This window comes from Bradyrhizobium sp. 604_D8_N2_3 (assembly GCF_051810765.1).
Taxonomy (GTDB): domain Bacteria; phylum Pseudomonadota; class Alphaproteobacteria; order Rhizobiales; family Xanthobacteraceae; genus Bradyrhizobium; species Bradyrhizobium barranii.
On record NZ_JBPWPM010000001.1, the window covers coordinates 8,570,896 to 8,597,500 of the forward strand.

Consider the following 26,605-nt stretch of genomic DNA (forward strand, 5'->3'; position numbering starts at 1 on the left):
CTCGACAGAATTGGTGGGCACGGCGCTACGCGCCTTTGCCCACCCTACGATTCTAACCTCTTCCCTTCGTCGGGATCTTGTTGAACGGCACGTCCTTGTCGACACGGATATCGCCGGGCAGGCCCAGCACCCGCTCGGCGATGATGTTGCGCATGATCTCGTCGGTGCCGCCTTCGACGCGCGTGCCCGGCGCGCGCAAGAGCATCGCCTGGAAACGGCCGACGAGTTCAGCATCCTCGCCGCTGATCACGCCGCTCGCACCCTGCAGGTCCAGCGCGTAGGTCGCGACGTCCTGGATCATCGAGCCTGCGACCAGCTTGCCGATCGAGTTCTCCGGCCCCGGCCGCTCGCCCTTCGACAGCGCCGAGATCGCGCGCATGCTGGTGTACTTCAGCCCGCTCGCCTTCGCCGCCCAGTTCGCAAGCTTCGAGCGCACTGCGCGGTCCTCGATCGCCGGGCCATCGTCGAGCATCAGGCTGGAGCAATATTCGAACAGCTCCGGGAAACCGGTCGAGACGGCCGCGCCGATCGCGCTGCGCTCGTTCATCAGCGTGGTCAGCGAGACGTTCCAGCCGTCACCGACCTCGCCGAGACGCTGATGATCGGGAATGCGGACGTTTGTGAAATAGACCTCGTTGAAGTCGGATGCGCCGCTCGCCTGCTTGATCGGCCGCACCTCGACGCCCGGGCTCTTCATGTCCAGGAAGAACATGGTGAGACCCTTGTGCTTGGGCACGGTCGGGTCGGTGCGCGTGAGCAGGATGCCGTAGTCGGAATAATGCGCCCCCGAGGTCCAGATCTTCTGGCCGTTGATCACCCAGTCGTCGCCGTCCTTTTCCGCGCGCGTGCGCAGGCCCGCGACGTCGGAGCCGCCGGCAGGCTCGGAGAACAGCTGGCACCAGACCTTTTCGCCGGAGGCGAGCGGCGGCAGATAGGTGCGCTTATGCTCCTCGCGCGCGAACGCCATCATGGTCGGCCCGCACATGCCATGGCCGATGATGAACATGCGGGACAGCTGGCCGAACGGCCCCTCTTCCTGTTGCCAGATCACGCGCTCGATCGGCGACGAGCCGCGCCCGCCATACTCCTTCGGCCAGTGCAGGCAGGCCCAGCCGGCATCGGCCTTCTTCTTCTGCCAGGCCTTGGCGACCTCGAGAATATTGGCGTTCTTGAGCTGGGTGCGGCCGAGCGAGGATTTGCGCAGCTCTTCCTCGTACTGCCTGGGCGCGTTCGCGCCGATCCAGGCGCGGGCGGTGGCGCGGAATTCGGCTTCCTGCGGGGTGTCGTCGAAATTCATGGTCTCTCATCCTTCGCCGGCGTCGTAGGATGGGTAGAGCGAAGCGAAACCCATCTGTCAGACCACCCGCGTCATGATGGGTTTCGCTACGCTCTACCCATCCTACAAATCACCTGTCGTTACGCCGCGTTCTTCTTGCGCATGCGGTCGATCAACTGGTCTTCCCAATAGGACAGGCTGCCGAGCCCGAGCGCCATGGCGTTGGCGCGGCGGTAGTACATGTGACAGTCGAACTCCCAGGTGAAGCCCATGCCGCCGTGAACCTGGATGTTGTTCTTGGCGCAATGCTGGAACGCCTGCGTCGCGCTGATGCGCGCGGCGGCTGCGGCTTCCGGCAGCTCAGCCGCGTTGGTCGAGAGCGCCCAGGCGCCGTAATAGCTGTTGGAGCGCGCCAGCGTCGCAGACACATACATGTCCGCGAGCATATGCTTGACCGCCTGGAACGAGCCGATCTGGCGGCCAAAGGCGATGCGGTCGAGCGCGTAGTCGCGGCCCATCTCCAGCGCGCGGTCGGAGCCACCGACCTGCTCGAAGGCGCACAGCACCGCGGCGCGGTCGAGCACTTGGGTCAAAATGCTCCAGCCTTCGCCGGCAGCTCCCAGCGGCTCGGCCTTGCAGTCTTTGAAGGTGATCTCGGCCTGCCCGCGGGTCGGATCGAGATTGGTGAGGCTTTTCACCTCGACGCCACCGGCCTTGAGGTCGACGAGGAACAGCGAGATGTCGCCGTCGCGACCGCTCGATCCCGCGCGTGCGGCAACCACGGCGAAATCGGCGATCGCACCATCAGCGACCGGCTTCTTGACGCCGTTGAGCACGCCATTCGCAGAGGTGAGCTTGACGTTCTTCGGCGACGGATTGCCCTTGCCCTCGAACAGCGCCAGCGTGCCGATCGCGTCCCCCGAAGCGATGGCCGGCAACCATTTCTTCTTCTGCGCGTCGCTGCCGGCGATCAACAGCGCTTCAGCGGCGAGGTACACGGTCGAGGAGAACGGCACCGGCGCGTTGGCACGGCCCATTTCCTCGGCGATCACGCAAAGCTCGAGATGGCCCGCGCCAGCGCCGCCAAACTCCTCGGGGATCGCGACGCCGAGAAAGCCCATCTCGGCGAGGCCTTTCCAGAGGTCCTTGTCGTAGGGCGCCTTGCCGTCGAGCACGACGCGCACCGCCTTCGGCGAGCATTCTTCGGTGAGGAATTTGCGCGCCTGGTCGCGGAGCTGTTTCTGGTCGTCGGAGAAATCGAAGTTCATGGCGGGCTACCCTTATTTATTCGTTGTCATTTATTTGCGCCGTCATTCCGGGGCGCGCGGAGCGCGAGCCCGGAATCCATATCCACCAGCCGGGGTTATGGATTCCGGGCCCGGCCCTTCGGGCCATCCCGGAATGACGAGTTGAGAGAGTTGCGCATTCATCGCAGCACGATCACATCCTGATCAGGCTTATCCGCATAGAGCCGCTCCACCAGCGCCGCGCGGCGTTCCAGGCCGGCACGCTGGTTGATGTAGCCCTTGTCGGTGAGCTCATTGCCGTCGATGGAGGGCGGCTCGGCCATCAGCATTGCGCGCGCGATAGCGCGGCTGCTGGCGCCGCCACATTCCGTGTTGTGTGCTTCGAGGCCACGTCTGAAGCAGGCGATCACCTCGGGATGTTTTACAGCATCCTCGAAGCTCAAATCGGGATTGCCGACGAGCTGGCGACAGGCGTGCAGGTTCGGCCATGCCAGCAGACCGATCGAGCATTGATCCTGCCCGGCAACCAGCGCGTCATGCACAACGGGCGTCGCCGCGGCGATCGCGTCAGTGCGGAGCGATCCGACATGGACGAAGGTGCCGGTGGTGAGCTTGAAGTCCTCTACGACGCGGCCGGCGAAGATGATGCCCTTCACCGGATCGGCATCGTCGACGAAGATGCCGGCATCGCCGATACAGTAAAAGCCTTCCTCGTCGAACATCTTTTTGGTGAGATCAGGCTGGCCAAAATAGCCGGGCGTGACGTTGACGCCGCGCAGGCGCAATTCGTATTTCGGGCCGCACGGCACCATCTTCAATTCGACGCCGGGGAACGGCAGGCCGATCAGGCCGACGCGCTCGGTGTCCCAATAGGTGCCGGTCGAGGTCGGCGCCGTCTCGGTCGAGCCCCAGCCAGTGTAGAACACGATGCGCTCGCCGGTCGTCTTCACCGCGAGCGCCTGCATGCGCTCATAGAGATCGTCGGGCAGCCGCGCGCCGCCATAGGCCATGATCGACAGGTTCTTGAAGAACGAGCGGCACAGCGCATCGTCCTTCTCCATGGCGGCCGCGAGCGCGGCATAGCCGGCCGGCACGTTGGCGTAATAGGTCGGCGAGATCTCGCGCAGATTCCGCAGCGTCTCCTCGAACTGGCCCGGCATCGGCCGGCCGTCATCGATATAGAGCGTGCCACCGTCGACCAGCACCGGGTGAAACGCCGCATTGCCGCCCATGGTGTGGTTCCATGGCATCCAGTCCAGCATGGTCGAGATCGGACCGCCGGGATCGCGCGGCCGCACCTGCATCATCATCGCCGCATTGGCGCACATCATCTCCTGCGTGTTGATGACCGCCTTGGGCATGCCGGTCGAACCGGAGGTGAACAACAGCTTGCCGACGGTCTGCGGCGTGATCTTCGCGATCGACGCTTCGACATCGGCGGTCACGGACGTTGCCGCGAGCTCGGCAAAGCTGACGCTCGTGATGCCGTCGCAGGGACGCACGACGTGAACGACGGTGACGCCGGTGAGATCGAGTGCGTTCAGCGCCTTCTCGAAGGTCGGGCCGTCCTGAACCATCACCACGGCCGGCTTGATCAGGTCGAACAGATATTTCAGCTTGACGTGATCATGGCTCATCAAGGAGTAGGCCGGCGACACCGGAGCCGCCGGCGAGCGCGCCTGCATCGCGGCCTGCGTCATCAGCGCGTGCTCGATCGAATTGCCGGAGAGAATCGTGACCGGGCGTCCGTCGAGCTTGAGATTGAGCAACGTCTGCGTCAGCGCATCCACGGTATGCTTGGCTTCGCCATAGGAGACCTTGCGCCATTCGCGGTTCGCTCCGCCGCGCTGCGCGAGCCAGATGCGCTCAGGCGCTTGCCTGGCCCATTTCGCCAGCGAGGCCGGAAGATGCGTCTCGTAGGCTTGCAGCGGAATGCGCGACTTCAGCACCACCGTGCCGTCGTCGCGGCGCTCGACGTCGATGTCGCGCGCGAGCCACTCGACCTTGCGAAAGGCGGGCTTCGTCATTACGGCCGCCGCACTTCCACTCATTTTGCGTCTCCCGAAATTATCGTCCTTTGCGGATCGTTCTCGTTTCAGCGCCTGATATAGACAGGCTTTCGCTTCTCAAGGAAGGCCCTGATGCCTTCCGAAAATTCCTCGGAGCGACTGCACAGGACCTGGTTGCGGTCCTCTATCGCGATAACGGTTTCCAGCGATCCCGCATCGACGCTCATGTTGAGACATTCTTTTGACAGGCGCAGCCCCACGGGTGAGGCCGTCATCATCGCATCGACGTAAGGTTCAGCGGCTTCGTCGAGCTTGTCTTCGTCGACGACTTCCGAGACGAGCCCGACCGCGAGCGCACGCTCGGCGCCGATGAAGCGTCCGGTCAGGATCAACTCGGATGCGACTGAGACGCCGACGAGCCGCGGCAGAAAGTAGCTGGTGCCGATATCGCAGCCGCCAAGGCCGAGCTTGATGAAGGCACAGTTCATGCGCGCCGACTTCGTCGCGATGCGGATGTCGGAGGCAAGCGCCAGCGCGAACCCGCCGCCGGCCGCCGCGCCCTGCACCAGAGCGATGATCGGCTGCGGACAACGCCGCATCAGCATCACGATGTCGGCGATGCGGCGCTGCGAGTCGAGCGACTCGGTGACGCCGGGCGGCTCCTGCTGCCCGGCGCGGCGGGCCATCGCCGCCTTGAGGTCGAGGCCGGCGCAAAAATTCTTGCCGGCGCCCTTGAGCACAACGACGCGCGTGTCGCGGTTGCGCTGAAGGCCCTGGAAGTAAACGTTGAGCGCATCGATCAGCGCAGGATCGAGCGCGTTGAGGCTTTCAGGACGATTGAGCGTCACCGTGTCGACGCCGTCGTTGTGCTCGATCAGCAGCGGTTGGGACATGGGGCGCTCCTGCATCCGCTCTTCGAGTGGCGGTTATTGCGCCCTCTCCCCTTGTGGGAGAGGGCATGTACGTCGCTGACCAAGAACTCGCTTGGGTGAGGGGTCTGTCTCCGCGGATAGAGACCCCTCATCCGGCGCCATAGCCGATGCGAAGCATCGGCGTCCTTTTAAGGACGGCGGCCAAAGGCCGCCTATGCCACCTTCTCCCACAAGGGGAGAAGGAAGAGCGCATCTACTACCGCGGCGCCATGCGGATGGCGCCGTCGAGACGGATGGTCTCGCCGTTGAGCATCGCATTCTCGACGATGTGCACCGCGAGCGAGCCGTATTCCTTGGCATCGCCGAGGCGCGAGGGATGCGGCACCTGGGCGCCGAGGCTCTTGCGGGCCTCCTCGTTCAGGCCCATCAGCAACGGCGTGAAGAACAGGCCGGGCGCGATGGTGTTGACGCGGATCTTCTGGCTGGCGAAGTCGCGCGCGGCCGGCAGCGTCAGGCCGACGACACCGCCCTTCGAAGCCGAATAGGCGATCTGGCCGATCTGGCCTTCATAGGCGGCCACCGAAGCCGTGTTGATGATGACGCCGCGTTCTTCGCCGACCGGCTCGATCGTGACGAGGCGCTCGGCGAACAGACGCAGGCAATTGAAGGTGCCGATCAGATTGACGTTGATGATGCGCGCGAACTTTTCGAGCGGATAGACGCCGTCGCGGCCGACGATGCGCTGGGAGCCGCCGATGCCGGCGCAGTTCATCAGCACGCGCGCGACGCCGTGCGCGGCTTCCGCCTTCGCGATCGCGGCCTTGATCTGCTCTTCGCTGGTGACGTCGGCATGGAGCGCGACGCCCTTCACTTCGGCAGCGACCTTCTCGGCGTTGTCCTTGTTCTGATCGATCACACCAATCTTGGCGCCCTTGGCGGCCATGGCGCGCGCGGTCGCTTCACCAAGACCCGAACCACCACCGGTGATGAGAACGGCTACGTCTTTCAATTCCATGACAGGCTACCTTTCCTTGGGCGTTTCTTCTCTAGACTTGTACGTCTCGGCCGGATTATCCGGCCGCGGCAGCTTCCTCGGCTTGCGTGAGGATGCCACCGCAGATCAGCGTTTCCATGTGCTTGATGTATTGCCGGCAGACGTCATCGGTGACCGGACCGACGCCGATCGCGCGAGACATCGCGTGCCGGCCAAAGAACAGGTGATCGCAGGCGCCGATCAGGCTGGTGTAGAACAGCACCGGATCGGTGGCGCGGAACTCGCCGCGGCTGACGCCCTCAGTGAGCAGGCGCCGGTGGAAGTCCAGCAGCGGCGCGACGAAGAATTTTGAGACTTCGTCGGCAGAGCCGGCATTGGTCTCATGCAGCAGATAATGAATCAGCCGGTTCATGTAGGGGAACCGGTAATAGGCGCGGATGATGCCAGCGATATGCAGCTTCAGCTTCGCCGTCGATGTGATCGGTTGCGCCAGCAGATATTCCAGATTGGACATCTCGGTCGCGGCATCGCGCGCGAGCAGCGCCAGCAAGAGGCCGTCCTTGTTGCCGAAATGATATTTGACCAGCGCGGCATTGGCGCCCGACTTCTGGGCGATGTCGGACAGCGAGATCTCGATCGACGAGCGTTCGATCATCAGGTCGCTCGCGGCCACGAGCAATTTCTCTGCCGTGGAATTCTTTCCGCTCGGGAGCCTGTTCGGTACGCTGGTAGTCACGGAGTTCCCTGTTCTCGCCGCTTGAAGCGGCCGCAGATAAGCCGAAGCAGCGCCTCATCACAAGAGTTAATTGATCGATTGACTAAACGATATCACGCCCATTAAATCCGCGCCGACAATCCAACTCGATAGAGAACAATCCAGGGAGAGACCGACATGGCCGAGGCTTACATCGTCGCCGCTGCGCGTACCGCGGGCGGGCGCAAGGGGGGCCGCCTCGCCGGCTGGCATCCGGCCGATCTCGCCGCAAAAGTGCTGGACGAACTGGTCGATCGCACCAAGATCGATCCCGCCCTGGTCGAGGACGTGATCATGGGCTGCGTGATGCAGGTCGGTGAGCAGTCCAACAACGTCGCGCGCAACGCGATCATGGCCTCGAAGCTGCCGGAGAGCGTTCCGGGCACCTCGATCGACCGGCAGTGCGGCTCCTCGCAGCAGGCGCTGCACTTCGCCGCGCAAGCCGTGATGTCCGGCACGATGGACGTGGTGATCGCCGCCGGCGTGGAATCGATGACGCGCGTGCCGATGGGCCTGTCCTCGCAGCTTCCGGCCAAGAACGGCTTTGGCAATTACAAGAGCCCGGGCATCGAGCACAAATATCCGAACATCGTGTTCAGCCAGTTCACCGGCGCGGAGATGATGGCCGAGAAGTACGGCCTGTCGAAGAATGATCTCGACGAATACTCCTACAACAGCCATCAGCGCGCGATCGCAGCGACGCAAGCCGGCCACTTCAAGAAGGAGATCGTGCCGCTCGAGATCACCCGCGCCGACGGCAGCAAGGACACCCATCACATCGACGAAGGCATCCGCTTCGACGCCACGCTCGACGGCATCAAGGGCGTCAAGCTGATTGCCGAGAACGGCAAGCTGACGGCGGCGAGCGCCAGCCAGATCTGCGACGGCGCCTCCGGTGTCATGGTGGTGAACGAGCGCGGCCTCAAGCAGCTCGGACTCACACCGCTGGCGCGCATCCATCACATGACCATGACCGGCGGCGATCCCGTCATCATGCTCGATGCTCCGCTGCACGCCACCAAGCGCGCGCTGGAGAAGGCCGGCATGACGATCGACGACATCGACCTGTTCGAGGTCAACGAGGCCTTCGCCTCGGTGCCGACCGGCTGGCTCAAGACCACCGGCGCCGATCCAGCCCGCCTCAACGTCAATGGCGGCGCCATCGCGCTCGGTCATCCGCTCGGCGGCTCCGGCACCAAGTTGATGACCACACTGGTCCACGCCCTGCACCAGCGCGGCAAGCGCTATGGCCTGCAGACTATGTGCGAAGGCGGCGGCATGGCGAATGTAACGATCGTGGAGCGGCTGTAAGCTGCTGCTGCCACACTAACGGTGTCGTCCCGGCGAAAGCCGGGACCCATACCGCGAAATCTATCGATTGTGGTTGGTCGCAGTACCGAACGACAATCCTCTGCCAAACGACGCCCTGTGGTTATGGGTCCCGGCTTTCGCCGGGACGACATCTCGTGTGCCTTGGGACCTACGCTTATGACCCATCCGTCCGTCTACGCCAAAACCACGCCCGACAAGATCGCCTACCAGATGGCCGGGACCGGCAGGGCGATCACCTATCGCGAGCTCGACGAGCTCTCGAACCAGGGCGCAAACCTGTTCCGCTCGCTCGGCCTGAAGGCCGGCGACCACATCGCGCTCTTGATGGAAAACCGTCTCGCGTTCATGGAGATCTGCTGGGCCGCGCAACGCAGCGGGCTCTATTACACCGCCATCAGCCGCTATCTGAAGCAGGACGAGATCGACTACATCATCGGCGATTGCGGCGCCAAGGTCGTGATCACCACGCCGAAATGCGCCGACCAGATCAGGGCCCTGATCAAGGGGACCGCAGGCGAGCCGATCTTCTACATGGTCGACGAACCCCAGCCCGGCTTCCGCTCCTACGACAAGGAAGCGTCGGCACAGCCGACAACGCCGATTGCGGACGAGGTCGCCGGCTACGACATGCTGTATTCGTCCGGCACCACCGGCCGACCGAAGGGCATCAAGAGGGCCTTCGAAGGCAACAAGATCGACGTGCCGAACGCCTTCCTGCGCGTCCTCTGCGCCGACATGTGTGGCATGAATGCGGAGAGCACCTATCTCTCGCCGGCGCCGCTCTATCACGCGGCTCCGCTGCGCTTCAACATGATGGCGATCGTGCTGGGCGGCACCTCCATCATCATGGAGCATTTTGACGCCGAGGATTTTCTCAAGCTCGTCGAGAAGTACAAGGTCACGCAGTCACAGCTTGTACCGACCATGTTCGTGCGCATGCTGAAGCTGCCGGACGAGGTTCGCGGCAAGTACAACGTCTCCACGCTGAAGGGCGCGATCCACGCCGCTGCCCCCTGCCCTGTCGACGTCAAGGCAAAAATGATCGAATGGTGGGGACCGATCCTGATCGAGTATTACGCCGGCTCGGAAGGCAACGGCGTCACCGTCTGCAATTCGCAGCAATGGCTGGAGCATCGCGGCAGCGTCGGCCGCGCCGTGGTCGGCAAGATCAAGATCCTGGACGAGAACGACGAGGAGCAGCCGGTGGGCGAGATCGGCACGGTCTATTTCGCCGATGCGCCTGTTTTCACCTATCACAACGATCCAGAGAAAACGAAGAAGGCCTACAACGCCAAGGGTTGGTCGACGCTTGGCGACGTCGGCTACCTCGACAAGGACGGTTTTCTGTTCCTCACCGACCGCAAGTCCTACATGATCATCTCCGGCGGGGTGAACATCTACCCGCAGGAGACCGAGGACGTGCTCATCACTCACCCTGATATCGCCGACGTCGCCGTGTTCGGCGTGCCGAACGAGGAGATGGGCGAAGAGGTGAAGGCGGTGGTGCAGCCACACGACATGAGCCGCGCCGGCAAGGCGCTCGAAGCCGACCTGATCGCCTACTGCAAGACACGTCTCTCGGCGATCAAATGCCCGCGCTCGATCGATTTCGAAGCCGAGCTGCCGCGCACGCCGACGGGCAAGCTGGTGAAGCGGCATCTGCGCGACCGGTATTGGCCGAAGACGACGGCAAAGATTTAGCCACTTGCTTACCCTCCCCTGGAGGGGGAGGGTCGGCGCGAAGCGACGGGGTGGGGTGATCTCTCCACTCGGGCACTGTTCCACTCGGAGAGACTGTCACCCCGCCCCGCTGCGCATTCCGCTTCGCTGCATGCGCATCGACCCTCCCCCTCCAGGGGAGGGTGAAGCGGAGATTAATCAAACAAACTCGGCGTGTGGTTCACCAGCGCGCCTTCGATCTCGAGCATCTTCAGCTTCGTCACCACGCCGCCATTGGCCGAGAAGCCGCCGGGCTTGTTGCCGGCGGCCAGCACGCGATGGCAGGGCACGACGATCGGGCACGGGTTGCGGCCGAGCGCCTGACCGACATCGCGCGACAGCTGGACGCCGCCGAGCTGCTTGGCGATGTCGCCATAGGTGATGGTCTTGCCGGGCGGGATGGCGCGGGCGATCTCGTAGACGCCGCGGTTGAAGTCGGGCACGCCGTCGAGATCGAGCGGGATGTCGGTGAGATCGTCCGGCTCGCCCGCGAGCAATTTTGTGATGCGGTCGATCGCCTCTCGCACCTCGGCGGTCGGCTCTGCCTCGGTGGCGTCGGCATGGCGCTGGCTGATGCGGGTGCGGATCTTCTCCTCGCCGCCCATGGGCAGTTGCGTGCCGTTGATACCACGCGGGCCCCAGGCGATGGCACAGAGGCCGATCCTGGTGTCGAACAGGGCAAAATGCTGGTCGGTCATGACTTGGTTCCTGGCTTGCGCCCTCGTCGCATGCCCCCATTGTGATCCATGCCTAAATCTAGGCTTGGAAATAGTTGCGATCCACCCGGTTTCCGGGAATCTTGCACAGGAGTTCCTGCCCCCTCCCGCGAGCCCCGAATGCAAAGCCTCCACGTCAACGGATACGACATGCCCTATCTCGACGTGGGCGAAGACAGGAGCCGGCCGCCGCTGGTCTGTGTACATGGCTCGCTCAATGACTTCCGCGTCTGGGGCTGCGTGCTCGGACCGCTGACGCAGCGGCATCGGGTGATCGCCGTCAGCTTGCGGCACTTCTTCCCGGACCGCTGGGATGGCGTCGGCGACACCTATTCGATCGCCCAGCATGTCCAGGACGTCACCGCCTTCATCGAGAAGCTCGACGTCGGCCCGGTCGATCTGATGGGCCATTCCCGCGGCGGGCACATCTGCTTCCGCGTGGCACAGGCGCGCCCCGACCTGTTGCGGCGGCTGATCCTGGCCGAACCCGGCGGCGAGCTCGATGCGAGCCTCGATCCCGATTACGTCGGCGGCCCCTCGCCGCTGTTGGCGCGGTTCACGGCCTCGGCCGAGAAGATCGCGGCCGGCGATGTCGACGGCGGCCTTGCCGTCTTCGTGGACACGCTGGAGGGCGCCGGCACCTGGCCGCGGCTGCCGGCGATGGTGAAGCAGAATCTGCGCGACAACGCCTATACCCTGATCGGGCAGGTCCGCGACAACCGTCCGCCCTTCTTGAAGGCGGATGCGGAATCGATCAGGATGCCGACGCTGTTCATCCTGGGTGCGCGGACCAAAGGCCTGCTGCCAAAGGTGCTGCATGCGCTGGCCGCGCACGTACCCTATTCCAAGACGGCGATCATCCCGAACGCGACCCATCCGATGTTCGAGCAGGCGCCGCAAAAATACACCGAACTGGTTCTGGATTTCCTGGCGAGCTGATCATGCAGAGCTTTCGCGTCAACGGTTACGACATGGCCTATCTCGAAGTCGGCGACGGCCCGCCGCTGGTCTGCGTCCATGGCACGTTAGGTGATTTCCGCACCTGGTATTCAGTGCTCGGCCCGCTGTCGAAGTCCCATCGCGTCATCTCGGTCAGCCTGCGGCACTTCTTTCCCGAGCATTGGGACGCCGTCGGCGACGATTACAAGATGGCGCAGCACGTCGCGGACACGATCGCCTTCATCGAGCAGGTCAGACCCGGCCCGGTCGACCTGATGGGCCATTCGCGCGGCGGCCACATCGCGTTTCGCGTCGCGCAAGCGCGGCCTGACCTGCTGCGCAAGCTGGTGCTGGCCGAGCCGGGCGGCGATCTCGACGCCAGCCTGCCGGTGCCGGAAGGCACGCCCGCGCATCCGCCGCTCGCCGCGAAGACGGTGCGCTCGGTCGAGATGATCCGTGCCGGCGACATCGACGGCGCGCTGCAGAATTTCTACGAGGGCATCGAAGGCGACGGCTCGTGGCGGCGCGTGCCGGCGGCGGCGAAGCAACAGCTGCGCGACAACACGCTCACCTTCCTCGGCCAGATCAACGAGCAGCGCCGGTCCTACACGCTCGCGGATGCGCAGGCGATCAGGACACCGACGCTGCTGATCGGCGGCGGTGCGACCACCGGCAGCCTGTCGGTAATGTGGCGCGTGCTGGCCGAGCACATCGCGGGCAGCAAGACGGCGGTGATCGAGAATGCCGGCCACTGGATGTTCGAGCAGGCGCCGCTTGAGTTCGGCGAGGTCGTAAACAGGTTTCTGGCGGAGTAGCTTCTTCGCCTCTCCCCGCGTGCGGGGAGAGGAAAAAGAGCCTCACACCTTCCAGACACCCACCGGCATCTTGATCGTCGCATTCAGCCGGTTCCAGACGTTGATGGTCGCGATCGAGAGGATCAGGGTTGCGAGCTCGCGCTCGTCAAAATGCTTGGCGGCCTCGTTCCAGATCGCATCCGGCACCGGGTCCTCGCGATCGGCAAGGCGCGTGACGGCTTCGGTCAGCGCCAGCGCGGCGCGTTCGGCGTCGCTGAAATAGGGCGCGTCGCGCCAGGCCGAGACGGCGAACAAGCGCTCGTCGGTCTCGCCAGCCCTGCGGGCGATCTTCGGATGCATGTCGACACAGACACTGCAGCCGTTGATCTGGCTGGCGCGCAGGTGCACCAGTTCCAGGAGCTTTTCCGGCAGCCCCTGCTTGGTCAAATTGCCGAGGGATTGAAGGTGGTTCATGGCTTCAGGCAGGACCATGACGGGGTGGTTCATGCGCGCGTGCATCATCTTGCGTCTCCGTTTGAGAATTTCGAAGGTTCCGGTCACATCGGCCGGATTGGCTTCGTCATGGGCATGACGGATTGCGATGAGGGAATGTGACCGATGACCCAGAAAAACTTCGAAGAAAATTTTCTCAGCCGCCAGTTCGAGGCCAGCAGGGACCATTTGCGCGCGGTCGCCTACCGGATGCTGGGTTCCAGTGCCGAGGTCGACGATGCCGTGCAGGAGGCCTGGCTGCGGGTCAGCCGTTACGACACGTCCGATGTCGCGAACCTGCGCGGCTGGCTGACCACCGTGGTCGCGCGCATCTGCCTCGACATGCTGCGCGCGCGCAAATCGCGCCGCGAGGACCCGATGGGCCCGCACGTGCCCGAGCCGGTCGACGAGACGCGGGAGCGCGAGGCGGAGATGGCCGATTCCGTCGGCGCGGCCCTTCTCGTCGTGCTCGAGACATTGCAGCCGGCGGAACGGCTGGCCTTCGTGCTGCACGATATGTTCGCAGTCCCCTTCGAGGAGATCGCGCCGATCGTCGGACGCTCGGTCGACGCCTCACGGCAGCTTGCGAGCCGCGCACGTCGGCGCGTCCAGGGTGCGCCGGTGCCCGAGGCGCACATCTCGCACCAGCGCGCGATCGTCGATGCTTTCCTCAGGGCTTCGCGCGAGGGCAATTTCGAGGGCCTGCTGGCCCTGCTCGATCCCGACGTCGTGTTCCGTGCCGACCAGGCTGCGGTGCGGCTCGGCACGCTGCCGGAGATCCGCGGCGCGGATGCGGTCGCACAGCTCTACAAGGGCCGTGCGCAGGCTGCACGGACGGCGCTGGTCGATGGCGAGATCGGCGTCGCCGTCATCTTCGGCGAACGTCTGCGCATCGCGCTGCGCGTGACGTTCAACGGCGACCGGATCGCGGGGATCGAGGCGGTAGCCGATGCGGACCAGATCGCGACGATGGAGGTGGAGGTGCTGGAGCGCTAGCGGGACGTGGCATCGCGTCTTTCCGGATGCTAGGCTTTCCGCGCAATCGCGCGCGGTGCCAGCGCTCAAGACGCGAAAGGACGATTTCCATGACAGTCCGCTTCATTCCCCTGCTCGCCTTGTCCCTGCTCGGCCTCGCCGCCGGCAGCACCACCGCGCTTGCGGCCGCCGACGAAAAGCTGAAAGCCGCGGCCGAGCAGGAGAAGGCGCCGCTGATCGAGACCCTGCACGACATGGTGATGATCGAGAGCGGCAGCAGCGATGCCGACGGCCTGAAGAAGATGGCCGAATTCACCGAAGCGCGCCTGAAGGCGCTGGGCGCCACCATCGAGCGGCGCAAGACCACCGCGGGTACGGGCGCCGACATGGTGATCGCCACCTTCCAGGGCACCGGGTCGCGCAAGCTGATGCTGATCGCGCATATGGACACGGTCTATCAGCGCGGCATCCTCGCAAGCGAGCCGTACCGTATCGACGGCAACCGCATCTACGGCCCCGGCATCGCCGACGACAAGGGCGGCATTGCCGTGGTCCTGCATGCGCTCAAGATCCTGAAGGACGCCGGCTGGCAGGACTACGCCAGGCTCACCGTGTCCTTCAATCCGGATGAAGAGGTCGGCTCGATCGGGTCGGGCGAGATCATTGCCGAGCTCGCCGACCAGCACGACGTCGTGCTCTCCTGCGAACCGACGGTGGCCGCGCCGATCGCCAAGAATGACGGGCTGCTGCTGGGCGCGAGCGGCACTGCCACGGCGAAGATGGAGGTGAAGGGCCGCGCCTCGCATGCCGGCGCCGCGCCCGATCTGGGCCGCAACGCGCTGATCGAGCTCGCACATCAATTGCAGCAGACGAAGGACGTCGCCAAGTCGATCCCGGGCACGCAGCTCAACTGGACCACGGCGCAGGCGGGCACGGTGCGCAACCAGATTCCGGAAAAGGCCGAGGCCGGCGCCGACATCCGCCTGACCATCCCCGATGGCATCGCCAAATTGCAGGCGGCGCTCGACGCGAAGGTGAAGGACAAGTTCGTGCCCGACACCGAGACCACAGTGACGATCATTGCGGGCCGCCCGCCCTTCGTCGCCAGCGATCGCGGCCGCGCGCTCGCGCAGGAGGGGCAGGCGATCTATGCCGAGATCGACCGCAAGCTCGACATCGCCGAGATGACCGGCGGCGCCACCGACGCCGGCTATGCCAACCGCAGCGGCAAGGCGGTCGTGGTCGAGAGCTTTGGCCTCGCCGGCTTCGGCTATCACGCCCGGGACGAGTTCATCGACACCAACTCGATCGTGCCGCGGCTCTATCTGATGAGCCGGATACTGATCGAGCAGGGCAAGAAGAAGTAGGCGCCGGGGCCGGCCAAGCCATTTCGGCGAAAACAACCCCATGCACAGTAGACGGCCCTAGCGATATCAATGGCTTAGCGAGGCCAAAACGGCGGCTTGAGGTCCGCCTTGACGCCCTCCCCCTCCTGCGATACCTTCGAATACGGAATTCCGTATTCCCTTTTATGTCTCGGAGCTGCCGGCGTGATCCCTCTCGACCCGCTCCCGAACCTGATCGACCAGGTCTATGCGCGGATCCTGGAGGCGATCTCCGACCGCACGCTTCAGCCCGGCCAGCGCATCCGGCAGAACGAACTCGCCGACAAGCTCGGCGTGTCGCGCCAGCCGGTGTCGCATGCGCTGCATTTGTTGCACCGGCAGGGTCTCGTCGCCGAGAGCGGCCGTCGCGGCTTTGAAGTCACCCAGCTCGACCCCTCGCGCATCCGCCAGCTCTACGAGGTGCGCGGCGCCATCGATGCGCTGGCCGCCCGGCTCGCCGCTCAGCGCGCCGCAAGCGACGCGGCGGGACGCGCGCGGCTGGACGCGGCCCTCGCCGCCGGACGCCGCATCGACCGCAAGACTTCGCTCGCCGAGCTGATCGTGCTCGACGTCGATTTTCACCGCGCGATCTATCAGCTCGCGGGCAATCCCGTGATCGAGGAGACGATCGCGCCGCAATGGCCGCATATGCGCCGCTCGATGGCGACGGTGCTCTCCGAGCTCGATTATCGCGGCAGCGCGTGGGCCGAGCACGCGACGATTGCCGGACACATTCTCGCAGGCGATGCGAAAGCCGCCGAGCGCGCCGCGCTGGCGCATGCGCAGACGGCGGGACGGATGACCGAGGAGAGATTGAAGGCGACGGACGAGGCGGCGGCGTAGCCATTTGCGCGCCCGCCGTCATGCCCGGGCTTGTCCCGGGCATCCACGTTCTTCTCGCGAACGTGGAGCAAAGACGTGGATGGCCGGGTCAAGCCCGGCCATGACGAGAGAAAACAATGAAACAACCAAGGAGGAAGCGACCCATGAAACTGTCTCAGGAGCAATTGGAGTTCTTCCATCGCGAGGGCTGGCTGTTCCTCCCCGAATTGTTCAGCCAGGAGGAGGTCGACTTCCTCGCGCGCGAGGCTGTCGGCATCTATGACGCCGATCGGCCCGAGGTCTGGCGCGAGAAGAGCGGCGCGCCGCGCACGGCCTTTGCCGCGCATCTCTACAACGAGGCCTTCGGCATCCTGGGCGCGCATCCGCGCATGATCGACCCGGTCGAGCAATTGTTCGGCGAGCCGGTCTACATGCACCAGTTCAAGATCAACGCGAAATCGGCCTTCACCGGCGACGTCTGGCAATGGCACCAGGATTACGGCACCTGGAAGCGCGACGACGGCATGCCGGAGCCGCGCGCGATGAACATCGCGATCTTCCTCGACGAAGTCATGCCGATCAACGGCCCCCTGATGCTGGTGCCGCAGAGCCAGAATGCCGGCGATCTCCAGGCCTCGCATGACCTTGCGACGACCTCCTATCCGCTGTGGACGCTGGACGAAGAGACCGTGACGCGCCTCGTCAAGCAGGGCGGCATCGTCGCGCCCACAGGCAAGCCGGGCGGCATGCTGATGTTCCACGGCAATCTCGTGCATGGCTCGGCCGGCAACATCACGCCCTACCCGCGCAAGATCGTGTACCTGACGCTGAACGCGGTCTCGAACTACATCCGTACCCCGACGCGGCCTGAGTACATCGCGCATCGCGATTTTGCGCCGATCAAGACGGTGGACGACGATGCGCTGGTGCGGCTCGCACGTGCGCCGCGACAGGCGGCGGAGTAAGTTCTCACTGTCATTCCGGGGCGCGCCTTCTTGGGCGCGAGCCCGGAATCCATACTCCCGATCGTGGTTATGGATTCCGGGCTCGACGTTGCGCGTCGCCCCGGAATGACGAGCTTTGATTGTTGCGCTCAGGACATCCCCCATGAACCTCTTCCGCCTCCTCCAGGCCCGCGCGTCCGCCGGCAAGCCTGTCCGTGTCGCGCTGATCGGTGCCGGCAAGTTCGGCTCGATGTTTCTGGCGCAGGTGCCGCACACGCCGGGGTTGGAGGTGCCCATCATCGTCGATATCGATCGCGACCGTGCGCGCGAAGCCTGCCGCACCGTGGGCTGGGATGCGGAGCGCATCGCGGCCACTGTGTTTACCGACGACGGCGCACGCGCCATTGCGGGCGGCGCGATGGATGTTGTCGTTGAAGCGACCGGCAATCCGGCCGTCGGCATCAAGCACGCGCGCGCTGCGATCGCGGCGGGCAAGCATATCGTGATGGTCAATGTCGAGGCCGACGTGCTGGCGGGCCCGCTGCTCGCCGAGGAAGCACGGAAGGCGGGCGTGGTCTATTCGCTCGCTTATGGCGACCAGCCGGCGCTGACCGCCGAGATGGTCGACTGGGCGCGCGCCACCGGTTTTCGCGTGGTCGCAGCCGGCAAAGGGACAAAATATCTGCCGGCCTATCACGACGTGACACCTGACGGCGTCTGGCAGCACTATGGTCTCACCGCGGGCGAGGCACAGTCGGCCGGCATGAATCCGCAGATGTTCAACTCCTTCCTCGACGGCACCAAATCCGCGATCGAGATGGCCGCGATCGCCAATGCCTGTGCGCTCGACGTACCCGCGAACGGTTTGCTGTTTCCACCCTGCGGCGTCGACGATTTGCCACACGTCATGCGTCCCAGCGACAAGGGCGGCGTGCTGGAGCGGTCGGGCGTGGTGGAAGTCGTCTCCTCGCTCGAACGCGACGGCCGGCCGGTGTTTCGCGATCTGCGCTGGGGCGTCTATGTCGTGCTGGAGGCGCCGAACGATTATGCCGCCGATTGCTTCAGGCAATACGGCCTGAAGACCGACGGCAGCGGACGCTTCGCGGCGATGTACAAGCCGTACCATCTGATCGGGCTCGAGCTGAACATCTCGATCCTGTCGGCGGCGCTGCGGGGCGAGCCGACCGGCCAGCCCTATGGCTTCCGCGGCGACGTTGCCGCCGTGGCCAAGCGCAATCTGCGCGCCGGCGAGATGCTGGACGGCGAAGGCGGCTACACCGTGTGGGGCAAGCTGGTGCCGGCGGCCGCGAGCCTGCAGGCCGGCGCGCTGCCGATCGGGCTCGCGCATCGCCTCAAGCTGAAGCACGACGTCGCCCATGGCGAGATCGTGCGCTGGAGCGACGTCGAGTTCGACGCCAACAACGAGACGATCAAGACGCGAAAGGTAATGGAGACGGCATTCGCGAAATAGCGGCTAGAACTGCCCCGGTTGAGCGGGTGGACTGGGCCAATCCGATCGCAAATTGTTCGGATTATTCCTTGCGAACAAGTCCTGCCTTATAACGCCGCTCGGGCCGGCATCAATTGATGGTGGCATTCCGCGAATATCACGGGTTGGCGCGACTATGACGCCGGTCCGAACGACACAATTGGCGGGATAGCCAACGTGTCGGCAGTAAGTTGCAGCACTCGCGCCTGCATTGCTTCCAACTGAGAAGCCAATAATTAGCGACGCTGACAAGGCAATTGATCGCTTCATTCTTGCCTCCTGTAACTGATCCACGGGAGAGAATTATAGATGAAGTGTAGCTATGCCAAAGCGGTGAATGTTGAACCATGAGTTCGGCTTCTCGATCAAAAGCCGGCATCGGCCGCAGCCCGCGCCATGTCCAACCGTATGCGGACTCATGATCGCAGCAGGTTGCGTCCTATTCGACCACGATGGCCTTGGCTTCGGCCTCCTCGAAATTCTTGCGCTGGTCACAGCGATTGATAGCCCCGAGAAGCCAATGGCCGGGCCGAGCAGTGTCAGGATGGTCGCGAAGGATGACACCGGGATGCTCGTTCTGTTCGTGCTCGCCCAACGTGTCACGTCGATTTGATGTTTTGCGCGCAAAAAAAACGGGTACTGACACACGTGGCATCTTGCACCACGGTCCAACCGTAAGGAGCAATCCATGATAAATCTGAAAATTCTTGGTGCGGTCGTTGTTGTGGCATCTGCCCTGTCCAGCTCTGCTGTACAGGCGCAGTGGTACAACTCCAATCCGGACGCATGCCAAGCTGAATTCGCCAGCTGCACGGGTCTTGGAACGGGGACCACCCCCGACTATCGGGTTCGGCCATCAACTCGGCGAACGGCATATCGCCAGCCGGCAGCGGCGGACGCGACTGTCGGCAGCTGGGGCAATTCCTACGCCATGTCGCCCGGCATGTCGTACGGCGAGATGGGCTGGAACGGCAGCTGGAGTACGTATGCTGCCCGCAACGGCATCGTCTGCCGGCCCGGCACCTATTTCAAGGGTAGCGACGGCCTCCAGCATCTCTGCCAGTAGGTCATCTGCTCTGACGTTAAACAGCTCAGGCGGCCCCAAAGGGGCCGCCTGTTTTGTGCTGGCTTGTGGCTCTCGCCGAAATCAGCATCCAGATCGCGCGGTGGGTGCACTACTGGGTGTACGAACGACCCCGATCTCCGGATCGAGGTCGCGTACCGTCACCAGTGCTTCGAGCGGGCGGCGGGCCTTCGTGGTAACGATCTCTATGGAAGCAGCCGGCTATCTTTGGCTTGCTTGAACCACTTCCGGAACATGTCCTCGGTGTCCATCATCTCGGTGAAGCCGGCGCGGTTGATCTTCACGGTCGAGACGATCGAGGGCGGACCGGACTCGGTCTGGCCGTAGCGCATGCTGTAATCGGCGTATTGGAACGACAGGCCGACGAAGTCGGCGAGGTCCGGCGACACGAGGCCGTGCTTGCGTCGCAACGCGTCCCAAGAAGAGACCCAATTGGGAAACTCCTTGGCGAGCGATAGCGGGATCGGCTTGCCGGGCTTCATCTCCAGCGCGTCGGCCACCGCGGGCCAGATGTTTTCCCAGGTGAAGACATCGCCATTGGTGACGTTGAAGGCTTCGTTCTGTGCCGCGTTGGCCTCGCCCGACCAGGCGATCGCGCGCGCGAGGAGATCGACGTCGACGGCCTGCGCCACCCGCGCGGCGCCGCCGGGAAAGTCGAGCGGCCTGCCCTGCTCGCGCAGCATCGCGGCATAGACGCCGAGCGGCGGGATCAGATCCATGGCGCCCCCCATGGCGAGGCCGACGATGAGAACGGGGCGCAAGATGCTCCAGTGCCAGGCTTTCCCGGCCTGGAGCTCGCGCAGGAAATTTTCCTGCGCCCAATAAAAATTGGGCTGCTCGTACATCTCGGAGCGGCCTTCGCGCGCCGGCACCGTCAGGGGGCGAACGTGAACCCCGTAAGCCTTGGTGCCCTGCAACAGAGCGACATGCTTGAGGTCCGGCGCGACCGGCTCGAGCGCGGCCATCAAATTGCGCAGCATCAGATCATTGGTCTTGATCTGCTGCGGATCGCGCCAACCATCGACGAGCTGTGGCGCCTCGTAGAGCGCGGCGTAGATCAGATGGGTGGCGCCCTGAAGCTCGGCCGCGGCACGGCGGCAATCGGCTTCGCTAGTAAGGTCGATCGGGACGTGGCGGGCGCCGTAGAGGTGGCGCGGCTTGCGTCGCGACAGCGCCACAACTTCTGAAGGCTCGGATGTGCCGAAGTGTCGCAACGCGGCGTTGCCGACGAGACCGGTTGCCCCAGCGACCACGACCTTTTTGCCCGTCATGCGCGAGCCTCCCTTGTTGTTGCCTAATCGCGTAGCAGATCGCTGATGGTTCCGACTTGCGTCTGGCCCGCGTTCGCACTTGCGAGGAAGGCATCAGGCTTGATTATCGCAGGGCGTCCGGTCATCCTTGCTGACGGAACCGCAACGCTCGGCTTCCAGCAACAAGAGCCCATCAGGGCCATTCGGAAACGCTCAAACAAATCTTAACAAGAGAACGTCGATCCTCGACGAAGACAAGACGACAGCAAGATCGTTCCCTGGTCGATGCATCGACGCAATGGAAGGGATGCGCATGAAACGTCGTGATTTTCTGAAGGTGACAGGCGTCGGCCTGGCCGCGAGCACAGCAGTGGCTGCGCCCGCGATCGCGCAGTCGTCGCCCGAGGTCAGGTGGCGCTACGCCACGAGCTGGCCGAAAGCCCTCGATACGCTCTATGGCGGCTGCGAATATTTCTGCAAGCAGGTCGCCGACATTACCGACAACAAATTCCAGATCCAGCCTTTTGCGGCGGGCGAGATCGTCCCGGGCCTGCAGGTGCTCGACGCCGTGTCGAACGGCACGGTCGAGATCGGCAATACCGCGCTTTATTACTATTGGGGCAAGAACCCCGCATTCACGTTCGCAACCGCCCTTCCGTTCGGATTGAACACGCGCCAGCAGATTTCCTGGTTGCTGTGGGGCGGCGGACAGGATCTCGTCAACGACCTCCTGAAGGAGCACAACGTCTACGGCATCCCGACCGGATCGACCGGCGCGCAGATGGGCGGCTGGTTCAGGAAGGAGATCAAGACGGTCGACGACCTCAAGGGCCTGAAGATGCGTATCGGCGGCTTTGCCGGCACGATCCTCGCCAAGCTCGGCTGCGTGCCGCAGCAGCTCGCCGGCGGCGACATCTATCCGGCGCTGGAGAAGGGCACCATCGACGCGGCCGAATGGGTCGGTCCCTATGACGACGAGAAGCTCGGCTTCGCCAAGGTCGCGAAGTACTACTACTATCCCGGCTGGTGGGAAGGCACGAGCCAGGGCCACAACATCATGAACATCGAGAAGTGGAACGCGCTGCCCAAGCACTACCAGGCGGCGATCGACGCGGCGTCACGCGACACCTTCACCTGGATCACCGGCAAGTACGATGCGGTGAATGCTCCGGCGCTGAAGCGGCTGATCGTGAACGGTGCGATCCTCAGGGGCTTCCCGCAGGAGGTGCTCGAGGCCTGCTACAACACCGCCAACGAGATCTATGCGGACCTGTCCAAGACCAATCCGCATTTCGGCAAGATGCATGCGAGCATGACCGCGTTCAAAAATGACTCGTTACCTTGGACGCAGGTGGCCGAGCTGAGCTACGACAGCTTCATGGCGCGGATGCGGACCAAGACGTGAGGCGCTGAGCGGCTCACACGACTAAAGACGGAGAAGCCCCGGAGATGCTGCCATCTCCGGGGTTTTACGTGCTTTGGTTCTGGTTTCGGACCAAACCTGGTTGTCCCAATCGGCTTCGCAACTGCGAGCGTCCCGACGCCGCTTGATTATCGCGAAGCGACCAGTCATCCTGATGGCGGGAACCGCAACGTACGGGATCCACAAAGAGCCCTGAAGGGCCGTCGGACACGCTCACACCATCACCAAAGACAAGTTCGGTTCTCGGCGAAGCAAAAGACGACACGAAGATCGTTCCCTTAGTCGAGCAATCGGCACAACGGAGGGATACGCATGAAACGTCGTGAATTTCTGAAAGTGACAGGCGCTGGCCTGGCGGCAAGCACAGCGGTTGCTGCGCCGGCCATCGCGCAATCTTCGCCGGAAGTGAGATGGCGGCTCGCCGCGAGCTGGCCCAAGGCGCTCGATACGCTCTACGGCGGCTGCGAATATTTCTGCAAGCGCGTGGCCGAGGCCACCGACAACAAATTCCAGATCCAGCCGTTCGCGTCCGGCGAGATCGTGCCGGGCCTGCAGGTGCTCGATGCCGTCTCGAACGGCACGGTCGAGATGGGCAACACGGCGCTGTATTATTACTGGGGCAAGAACCCCGCCTTCACGTTCGGCACCTCGCTGCCGTTCGGACTGAACACGCGGGCGCATATCTCCTGGCTGCTGTTCGGCGGCGGCACGGAAATGCTCAACGACCTGCTGAAGGAATACAACACGGTCGGCATTCCCACCGGCTCGACCGGCGCCCAGATGGGCGGCTGGTTCCGGAAGGAGATCAAGTCGATGGAGGATTTCAGGGGACTGAAATTCCGCGTCGGCGGCTTCGCCGGCACGATCATCGCCAAGGTCGGCGGCGTGCCGCAGCAGATCGCGGGCGGCGACATCTATCCGGCGCTGGAGAAGGGCACGATCGACGCCGCCGAATGGGTCGGGCCCTATGACGACGAGAAGCTCGGCTTCGTGAAGGTCGCGAAATACTATTATTATCCGGGCTGGTGGGAAGGCACCGGCCAGGGCCACAACGTCATAAATCGCGACAAGTGGAACGCGCTGCCGAAGCACTATCAGGCCGTGGTCGAGATGGCGTCACGCGATACCTTCACCTGGGTCACCGGCAAATACGACTACGTCAACCCGTCTGCGTTGAAGCGCCTGCTGGTGGCCGGTGCGGTCCTGAAGCCGTTCCCGCAGGAAGTCCTGGAGGCCTGCTACAACGCCGCCAACGAGATCTACGCCGATCTCAGCAAGACCAATCCGCACTTCAACAAGATGTACACGAGCCTGTCGGCGTTCAGGAACGAGTCGCTCGCCTGGATGCAGGTGGCAGAGCTCAGCTACGACAGCTTCATGATGCGGATGCGGACACGGACGTGAGGCGTTAAGCTAAACGCAGCGCCACAAACGACGAAAGCCCCGGAGATGTCTCCGGGGCTTTTTGTTTCGGGATCAAGAGCGCGGTGAGGCGAGAGCCCGAACCACACCAAAGGTGTCATCGCCGGCTTGACCGGGCGATCCAGTATTCCAGAGGCCCATATTGGAGAACACGCTCTCACCACCTCCGCCGCGGCGTACTGGATGCCCCGGTCAAGCCGGGGCATGACAGCTGTGGGTGTGGCGGGCGCTTTCTGTAATAGCGCTCAGTTCTGTAATAGCGCTTAGTTCTGATCGTCACCCAGCGCGGCAACCAGCTTGTCGTAGTACTTGCCGACCAGATCGATGTTGGCCTTGTTCTCGACCTGCGGCGCCGGCGTCTTCAGCGCTTCGTTGAGCTCATCGAGCGCTTCCTTCTTGTCCTTGGCCGGCATCTTCTTGTCGGCCTGGACCTGCGCGATCTGCGCCTTGATGACGGCTTCCGTGCCGACATATTTCTTGGTCGCGGGATCGAAGCCGCCGAGCACGAGGCTGATGTTGTCGACGACGTTGTTGTAATCGTCATAGCCGGCAAAGCCGTTCTTCTTGGCGACGCCGTCGAGCTGGCCGATCACCTTCTGGTCGGGCGCGGTGTTCTCCGGCAGCTTCTCCGTGATCGCATCCATGTCCTTCTGCGCAGCGAGCACACCGTCGAGCTGCTTGTCGGTCAGCGCGATCTGCTTGAGGCTGGGTGCCTGCGCAGGCGCGGCCTGCGGAGCCGGCGCGGCCTGCTTGGCCTGCGCAAACGCGGCGCCGGAGGAGGCAAGCGATGCGGCGGACAGAAGGCACGCGACGCCGAACGCGGTGAGGACGGGACGAAGCAATGCTGGCATGGGAGTCTCCTCCTGAAGGGGATGGTTGGTGTTGTCAGCGGAAGGTCTTGGCGATCGAAGGTCTCGACGACGGAAAAACTAGGGAGCCTGGAATGAACTGCGCATGAACTCCGCTTGCGTCTGCTAAGGGCCGATCATGGCTGAATGATCACAACCCTGTGGTGGCTCCTGCGATCACCAAACATTGTTCTCCATGCAATCCATCTTGCCTGCCGACCTGTCGAGGCGCCTGCCATTTGCGGCGCGGTGGCGTTCAGCCTGGTGTCAGGAAGCACCTGAAATCACGACCTGCAACGGATCACTGTGCCGGCAGAAAAATGCGCTGATGACGAAGGTGCACGAGAGCGCGCTCAGCGTTGAGAGCGGCGAAGATCTGCTGTCGGTCTACGAATGGAAGACGCACCGCACGAAGCCATGTCTTCTGCGTAAGCGCTGTTCAGCGGCCACCTACCGGATGACGGGGTGATCTGCGAGTCTGCGGTTTGTTCGGACCGTTAGGCTTAGAATGGACACAGTGCATAGTGCTATCGCGGAGCCGGTGCGGCGGCTTGAGGTCTTCACCGGAGCCGGTCGTCGGCGGAAGTGGAGCGACGACGACAAGGCGCGGATCGTCGCCGAGATCGTGGCGAGTGGCGACTCGGTGTGTTCCGTGGCCCGACGGCATGGATTGTCGCCGCAGCAGTTGTTTGGTTGGCGCCGCCAGTTGCGAGAAGCAGCAGGCGGTCATTCCGAAGCGGACAAAGTCCAGTTTGTGCCAGCGGTGGTGGAGGCCGTGGTACCGGCGCCGGCAGCTCACCAGGAGCGTAAAGTGGTGCGCAAGGCAGATAGCGGGATCATCGAGATCGAAGTCGACGGCATCACGATCCGGGCCGGTCGTGGTGCGGACCCAACGATGATTGCGTCGATCGTCCAGGCGCTGAAGGCGAGCCGGTGATCGGTCCGTCGGGTGCGGTCCGGGTGATGGTGGCGACCAAACCGGTAGACTTCCGCAAGGGAATGGAGGGGCTTGCTACCCTGGTGCGCGAGAGTATGGGGGCTGACCCATTCTCAGGAGCTGTCTATGTGTTCAGGGCCAAGAGGGCGGACCGGATCAAGCTGGTGTTCTGGGACGGAACGGGTTTGTGTCTGTTCGCCAAGAGGCTCGAGGATGGAATCTTCCGCTGGCCGAAGATCGAGGACGGTGTGATGCGTCTGTCGGCGGCGCAATTGTCGGCGCTGCTGGAGGGGCTCGACTGGCGGCTTGTGCACGAGGCACGGGAAACGTCGAAGCCAACGCAGGCCGGATAGCTGTTGGCGGCGCTGCGGCGAAGTGAATCAGGAGCGTCGGACGCGTCGCCAGATGGCGGCGAATATGCTCTGAATTGGGTGTGAGCGACGCCCTGCCTGACGATCCCGAGACGCTGAAAGCGATGCTGCTCGCCGAGCGGTGCGAGAGCGAGCGGCTGCGTCAGATCATCAAGGAATTGCAGCGGCATCGGTTTGGCCGGCGGGCAGAGACGCTGCCTGAAGATCAGATGCTGCTGGGCCTGGAAGACGTCGAGCAAGTGGCAGCGTACAGCGAGACGGCGCAGGACGTGAGCGCACCTGAAGGCCGTGAGGCGCGGGCTCGCAAGCGCCGCGGCAACCGTGGTGCCTTGCCGACGCACCTGCCGCGGATCGAGGTCGTCGTCGACATCGAGGACAAGACCTGTCCCTGTTGCCAGGGCGAGTTGCACCGGATCGGCGAGGATCGGAGCGAGCGGCTGGACCTGGTCCCGGCGCAGTTCCGGATCCTCGTGACCCGGCGTCCCAAATACGCCTGCCGGGCTTGCGAGGA

General features: G+C 63.8%; 27 protein-coding genes (1 of these 27 cut by a window edge). 17 read left to right on the forward strand and 10 right to left on the reverse strand.

Annotated elements, in window-relative coordinates:
* Positions 1-52: 52 nt before the first annotated feature.
* The 6 genes from AB7245_RS41205 to AB7245_RS41230 all read right to left on the reverse strand — a co-directional run bounded on the left by AB7245_RS41205 (position 53) and on the right by AB7245_RS41230 (position 7,077).
* The gene (locus AB7245_RS41205; RefSeq protein WP_085398970.1) at positions 53-1,297 is read right to left on the reverse strand and encodes an acyl-CoA dehydrogenase; all 1,245 of its coding nucleotides are present in this window, start codon (positions 1,295-1,297) and stop codon (positions 53-55) included.
* A gap of 119 nt (positions 1,298-1,416) precedes the next feature.
* On the reverse strand, positions 1,417-2,544 hold the full coding sequence (locus tag AB7245_RS41210) for an acyl-CoA dehydrogenase family protein (protein WP_135214786.1): 1,128 nt from the start codon (positions 2,542-2,544) through the stop codon (positions 1,417-1,419).
* Between the two features lie 158 nt (positions 2,545-2,702).
* Complete coding sequence (locus AB7245_RS41215) at positions 2,703-4,574, reverse strand: AMP-binding protein (RefSeq protein WP_085398968.1); 1,872 nt, start codon at positions 4,572-4,574, stop codon at positions 2,703-2,705.
* A gap of 44 nt (positions 4,575-4,618) precedes the next feature.
* Positions 4,619-5,425: an enoyl-CoA hydratase/isomerase family protein gene (locus tag AB7245_RS41220; RefSeq protein ID WP_085398967.1), complete on the reverse strand. Its 807-nt coding sequence runs from the start codon at positions 5,423-5,425 to the stop codon at positions 4,619-4,621.
* A gap of 235 nt (positions 5,426-5,660) precedes the next feature.
* Positions 5,661-6,419: an SDR family NAD(P)-dependent oxidoreductase gene (locus AB7245_RS41225; protein ID WP_085398966.1), complete on the reverse strand. Its 759-nt coding sequence runs from the start codon at positions 6,417-6,419 to the stop codon at positions 5,661-5,663.
* Positions 6,420-6,474: 55 nt separating this feature from the next.
* Positions 6,475-7,077 carry a TetR family transcriptional regulator gene (locus AB7245_RS41230; RefSeq protein WP_085398965.1) on the reverse strand — a complete coding sequence of 201 codons (603 nt, stop codon included), beginning with the start codon at positions 7,075-7,077 and terminating at the stop codon, positions 6,475-6,477.
* 213 nt (positions 7,078-7,290) lie between these two features.
* Here AB7245_RS41230 and AB7245_RS41235 point away from each other — a divergent pair, with 213 nt between their 5' ends.
* Positions 7,291-8,463, forward strand: coding sequence for an acetyl-CoA C-acetyltransferase (locus AB7245_RS41235; protein ID WP_085398964.1), 1,173 nt, complete (start codon positions 7,291-7,293; stop codon positions 8,461-8,463).
* A gap of 177 nt (positions 8,464-8,640) precedes the next feature.
* Positions 8,641-10,185, forward strand: coding sequence for an acyl-CoA synthetase (locus AB7245_RS41240; RefSeq protein WP_085398963.1), 1,545 nt, complete (start codon positions 8,641-8,643; stop codon positions 10,183-10,185).
* Positions 10,186-10,358: 173 nt separating this feature from the next.
* Here AB7245_RS41240 and AB7245_RS41245 read toward each other — a convergent pair whose 3' ends face one another.
* Positions 10,359-10,901, reverse strand: coding sequence for a methylated-DNA--[protein]-cysteine S-methyltransferase (locus AB7245_RS41245; protein ID WP_063985757.1), 543 nt, complete (start codon positions 10,899-10,901; stop codon positions 10,359-10,361).
* A gap of 138 nt (positions 10,902-11,039) precedes the next feature.
* On the opposite strand from AB7245_RS41245, the gene AB7245_RS41250 reads away from it, so the two are divergent.
* Positions 11,040-11,858 (forward strand): alpha/beta fold hydrolase, encoded by an 819-nt coding sequence (locus AB7245_RS41250; protein ID WP_439035604.1) that lies wholly within the window; start codon positions 11,040-11,042, stop codon positions 11,856-11,858.
* A gap of 2 nt (positions 11,859-11,860) precedes the next feature.
* Positions 11,861-12,673 (forward strand): alpha/beta fold hydrolase, encoded by an 813-nt coding sequence (locus AB7245_RS41255; RefSeq protein WP_135214785.1) that lies wholly within the window; start codon positions 11,861-11,863, stop codon positions 12,671-12,673.
* A 42-nt stretch (positions 12,674-12,715) separates the two neighbouring features.
* On the opposite strand, the gene AB7245_RS41260 is transcribed toward AB7245_RS41255, so the two are convergent.
* Entirely contained in the window at positions 12,716-13,171 is a 456-nt protein-coding gene (locus AB7245_RS41260; RefSeq protein WP_085401961.1) for a carboxymuconolactone decarboxylase family protein, read from the reverse strand.
* A 99-nt stretch (positions 13,172-13,270) separates the two neighbouring features.
* Here AB7245_RS41260 and AB7245_RS41265 point away from each other — a divergent pair, with 99 nt between their 5' ends.
* The 7 genes from AB7245_RS41265 to AB7245_RS41295 all read left to right on the forward strand — a co-directional run bounded on the left by AB7245_RS41265 (position 13,271) and on the right by AB7245_RS41295 (position 19,825).
* A complete protein-coding gene (locus AB7245_RS41265; RefSeq protein WP_085401955.1) occupies positions 13,271-14,140 on the forward strand; it encodes a sigma-70 family RNA polymerase sigma factor in 870 nt (289 codons plus the stop codon).
* 89 nt (positions 14,141-14,229) lie between these two features.
* Complete coding sequence (locus AB7245_RS41270; RefSeq protein WP_085401954.1) at positions 14,230-15,486, forward strand: M20/M25/M40 family metallo-hydrolase; 1,257 nt, start codon at positions 14,230-14,232, stop codon at positions 15,484-15,486.
* Positions 15,487-15,669: 183 nt separating this feature from the next.
* A complete protein-coding gene (locus AB7245_RS41275; protein WP_085401953.1) occupies positions 15,670-16,347 on the forward strand; it encodes a GntR family transcriptional regulator in 678 nt (225 codons plus the stop codon).
* Positions 16,348-16,490: 143 nt separating this feature from the next.
* Entirely contained in the window at positions 16,491-17,291 is an 801-nt protein-coding gene (locus AB7245_RS41280) for a phytanoyl-CoA dioxygenase family protein (RefSeq protein WP_085401952.1), read from the forward strand.
* Between the two features lie 142 nt (positions 17,292-17,433).
* Positions 17,434-18,741: an NAD(P)H-dependent oxidoreductase gene (locus AB7245_RS41285; RefSeq protein ID WP_085401951.1), complete on the forward strand. Its 1,308-nt coding sequence runs from the start codon at positions 17,434-17,436 to the stop codon at positions 18,739-18,741.
* Positions 18,742-19,096: 355 nt separating this feature from the next.
* A complete protein-coding gene (locus AB7245_RS41290) occupies positions 19,097-19,372 on the forward strand; it encodes a hypothetical protein (protein ID WP_071909357.1) in 276 nt (91 codons plus the stop codon).
* Positions 19,373-19,447: 75 nt separating this feature from the next.
* Complete coding sequence (locus AB7245_RS41295; RefSeq protein ID WP_085401950.1) at positions 19,448-19,825, forward strand: hypothetical protein; 378 nt, start codon at positions 19,448-19,450, stop codon at positions 19,823-19,825.
* Between the two features lie 203 nt (positions 19,826-20,028).
* Here the strand turns inward: AB7245_RS41295 and AB7245_RS41300 are convergent, their stop codons facing one another.
* The gene (locus AB7245_RS41300; RefSeq protein ID WP_135214783.1) at positions 20,029-21,114 is read right to left on the reverse strand and encodes an SDR family oxidoreductase; all 1,086 of its coding nucleotides are present in this window, start codon (positions 21,112-21,114) and stop codon (positions 20,029-20,031) included.
* A 292-nt stretch (positions 21,115-21,406) separates the two neighbouring features.
* Here AB7245_RS41300 and AB7245_RS41305 point away from each other — a divergent pair, with 292 nt between their 5' ends.
* On the forward strand, positions 21,407-22,498 hold the full coding sequence (locus AB7245_RS41305; protein WP_063986726.1) for a TRAP transporter substrate-binding protein: 1,092 nt from the start codon (positions 21,407-21,409) through the stop codon (positions 22,496-22,498).
* Positions 22,499-22,828: 330 nt separating this feature from the next.
* On the forward strand, positions 22,829-23,920 hold the full coding sequence (locus tag AB7245_RS41310) for a TRAP transporter substrate-binding protein (RefSeq protein WP_063985767.1): 1,092 nt from the start codon (positions 22,829-22,831) through the stop codon (positions 23,918-23,920).
* 281 nt (positions 23,921-24,201) lie between these two features.
* On the opposite strand, the gene AB7245_RS41315 is transcribed toward AB7245_RS41310, so the two are convergent.
* A complete protein-coding gene (locus AB7245_RS41315; protein WP_085401949.1) occupies positions 24,202-24,789 on the reverse strand; it encodes a hypothetical protein in 588 nt (195 codons plus the stop codon).
* A 193-nt stretch (positions 24,790-24,982) separates the two neighbouring features.
* Here AB7245_RS41315 and AB7245_RS41320 point away from each other — a divergent pair, with 193 nt between their 5' ends.
* The 4 genes from AB7245_RS41320 to tnpC form a co-directional block, all read left to right on the forward strand.
* Positions 24,983-25,255, forward strand: coding sequence for a hypothetical protein (locus tag AB7245_RS41320; protein WP_439035605.1), 273 nt, complete (start codon positions 24,983-24,985; stop codon positions 25,253-25,255).
* Between the two features lie 39 nt (positions 25,256-25,294).
* Positions 25,295-25,723 carry an IS66-like element accessory protein TnpA gene (gene tnpA, locus AB7245_RS41325; RefSeq protein WP_135179689.1) on the forward strand — a complete coding sequence of 143 codons (429 nt, stop codon included), beginning with the start codon at positions 25,295-25,297 and terminating at the stop codon, positions 25,721-25,723.
* Complete coding sequence (gene tnpB / locus AB7245_RS41330) at positions 25,720-26,076, forward strand: IS66 family insertion sequence element accessory protein TnpB (protein WP_135179688.1); 357 nt, start codon at positions 25,720-25,722, stop codon at positions 26,074-26,076. The genes tnpA and tnpB overlap by 4 nt, the downstream gene beginning before the upstream one ends.
* A gap of 122 nt (positions 26,077-26,198) precedes the next feature.
* A protein-coding gene (tnpC, locus tag AB7245_RS41335; protein WP_135217330.1) for an IS66 family transposase crosses the window boundary here: on the forward strand, positions 26,199-26,605 show its 5' end (the start). The gene runs 1,072 nt beyond the window's last position; only the first 407 of its 1,479 coding nucleotides appear in the window; the start codon lies at positions 26,199-26,201; its stop codon lies off the right edge, out of view.

Coding starts and splice junctions, on each gene's coding strand:
- AB7245_RS41205 (WP_085398970.1), bottom strand. CDS start 1,297: ATGAATTTCGACGACACCCCGCAGGAAGCCGAATTCCGCGCCACCGCC.
- AB7245_RS41210 (WP_135214786.1), bottom strand. CDS start 2,544: ATGAACTTCGATTTCTCCGACGACCAGAAACAGCTCCGCGACCAGGCG.
- AB7245_RS41215 (WP_085398968.1), bottom strand. CDS start 4,574: ATGAGTGGAAGTGCGGCGGCCGTAATGACGAAGCCCGCCTTTCGCAAG.
- AB7245_RS41220 (WP_085398967.1), bottom strand. CDS start 5,425: ATGTCCCAACCGCTGCTGATCGAGCACAACGACGGCGTCGACACGGTG.
- AB7245_RS41225 (WP_085398966.1), bottom strand. CDS start 6,419: ATGGAATTGAAAGACGTAGCCGTTCTCATCACCGGTGGTGGTTCGGGT.
- AB7245_RS41235 (WP_085398964.1), top strand. CDS start 7,291: ATGGCCGAGGCTTACATCGTCGCCGCTGCGCGTACCGCGGGCGGGCGC.
- AB7245_RS41240 (WP_085398963.1), top strand. CDS start 8,641: ATGACCCATCCGTCCGTCTACGCCAAAACCACGCCCGACAAGATCGCC.
- AB7245_RS41245 (WP_063985757.1), bottom strand. CDS start 10,901: ATGACCGACCAGCATTTTGCCCTGTTCGACACCAGGATCGGCCTCTGT.
- AB7245_RS41250 (WP_439035604.1), top strand. CDS start 11,040: ATGCAAAGCCTCCACGTCAACGGATACGACATGCCCTATCTCGACGTG.
- AB7245_RS41255 (WP_135214785.1), top strand. CDS start 11,861: ATGCAGAGCTTTCGCGTCAACGGTTACGACATGGCCTATCTCGAAGTC.
- AB7245_RS41260 (WP_085401961.1), bottom strand. CDS start 13,171: ATGCACGCGCGCATGAACCACCCCGTCATGGTCCTGCCTGAAGCCATG.
- AB7245_RS41265 (WP_085401955.1), top strand. CDS start 13,271: ATGACCCAGAAAAACTTCGAAGAAAATTTTCTCAGCCGCCAGTTCGAG.
- AB7245_RS41270 (WP_085401954.1), top strand. CDS start 14,230: ATGACAGTCCGCTTCATTCCCCTGCTCGCCTTGTCCCTGCTCGGCCTC.
- AB7245_RS41280 (WP_085401952.1), top strand. CDS start 16,491: ATGAAACTGTCTCAGGAGCAATTGGAGTTCTTCCATCGCGAGGGCTGG.
- AB7245_RS41285 (WP_085401951.1), top strand. CDS start 17,434: ATGAACCTCTTCCGCCTCCTCCAGGCCCGCGCGTCCGCCGGCAAGCCT.
- AB7245_RS41290 (WP_071909357.1), top strand. CDS start 19,097: ATGTTGAACCATGAGTTCGGCTTCTCGATCAAAAGCCGGCATCGGCCG.
- AB7245_RS41295 (WP_085401950.1), top strand. CDS start 19,448: ATGATAAATCTGAAAATTCTTGGTGCGGTCGTTGTTGTGGCATCTGCC.
- AB7245_RS41300 (WP_135214783.1), bottom strand. CDS start 21,114: ATGACGGGCAAAAAGGTCGTGGTCGCTGGGGCAACCGGTCTCGTCGGC.
- AB7245_RS41305 (WP_063986726.1), top strand. CDS start 21,407: ATGAAACGTCGTGATTTTCTGAAGGTGACAGGCGTCGGCCTGGCCGCG.
- AB7245_RS41310 (WP_063985767.1), top strand. CDS start 22,829: ATGAAACGTCGTGAATTTCTGAAAGTGACAGGCGCTGGCCTGGCGGCA.
- AB7245_RS41315 (WP_085401949.1), bottom strand. CDS start 24,789: ATGCCAGCATTGCTTCGTCCCGTCCTCACCGCGTTCGGCGTCGCGTGC.
- AB7245_RS41320 (WP_439035605.1), top strand. CDS start 24,983: ATGCAATCCATCTTGCCTGCCGACCTGTCGAGGCGCCTGCCATTTGCG.
- tnpA (WP_135179689.1), top strand. CDS start 25,295: ATGGACACAGTGCATAGTGCTATCGCGGAGCCGGTGCGGCGGCTTGAG.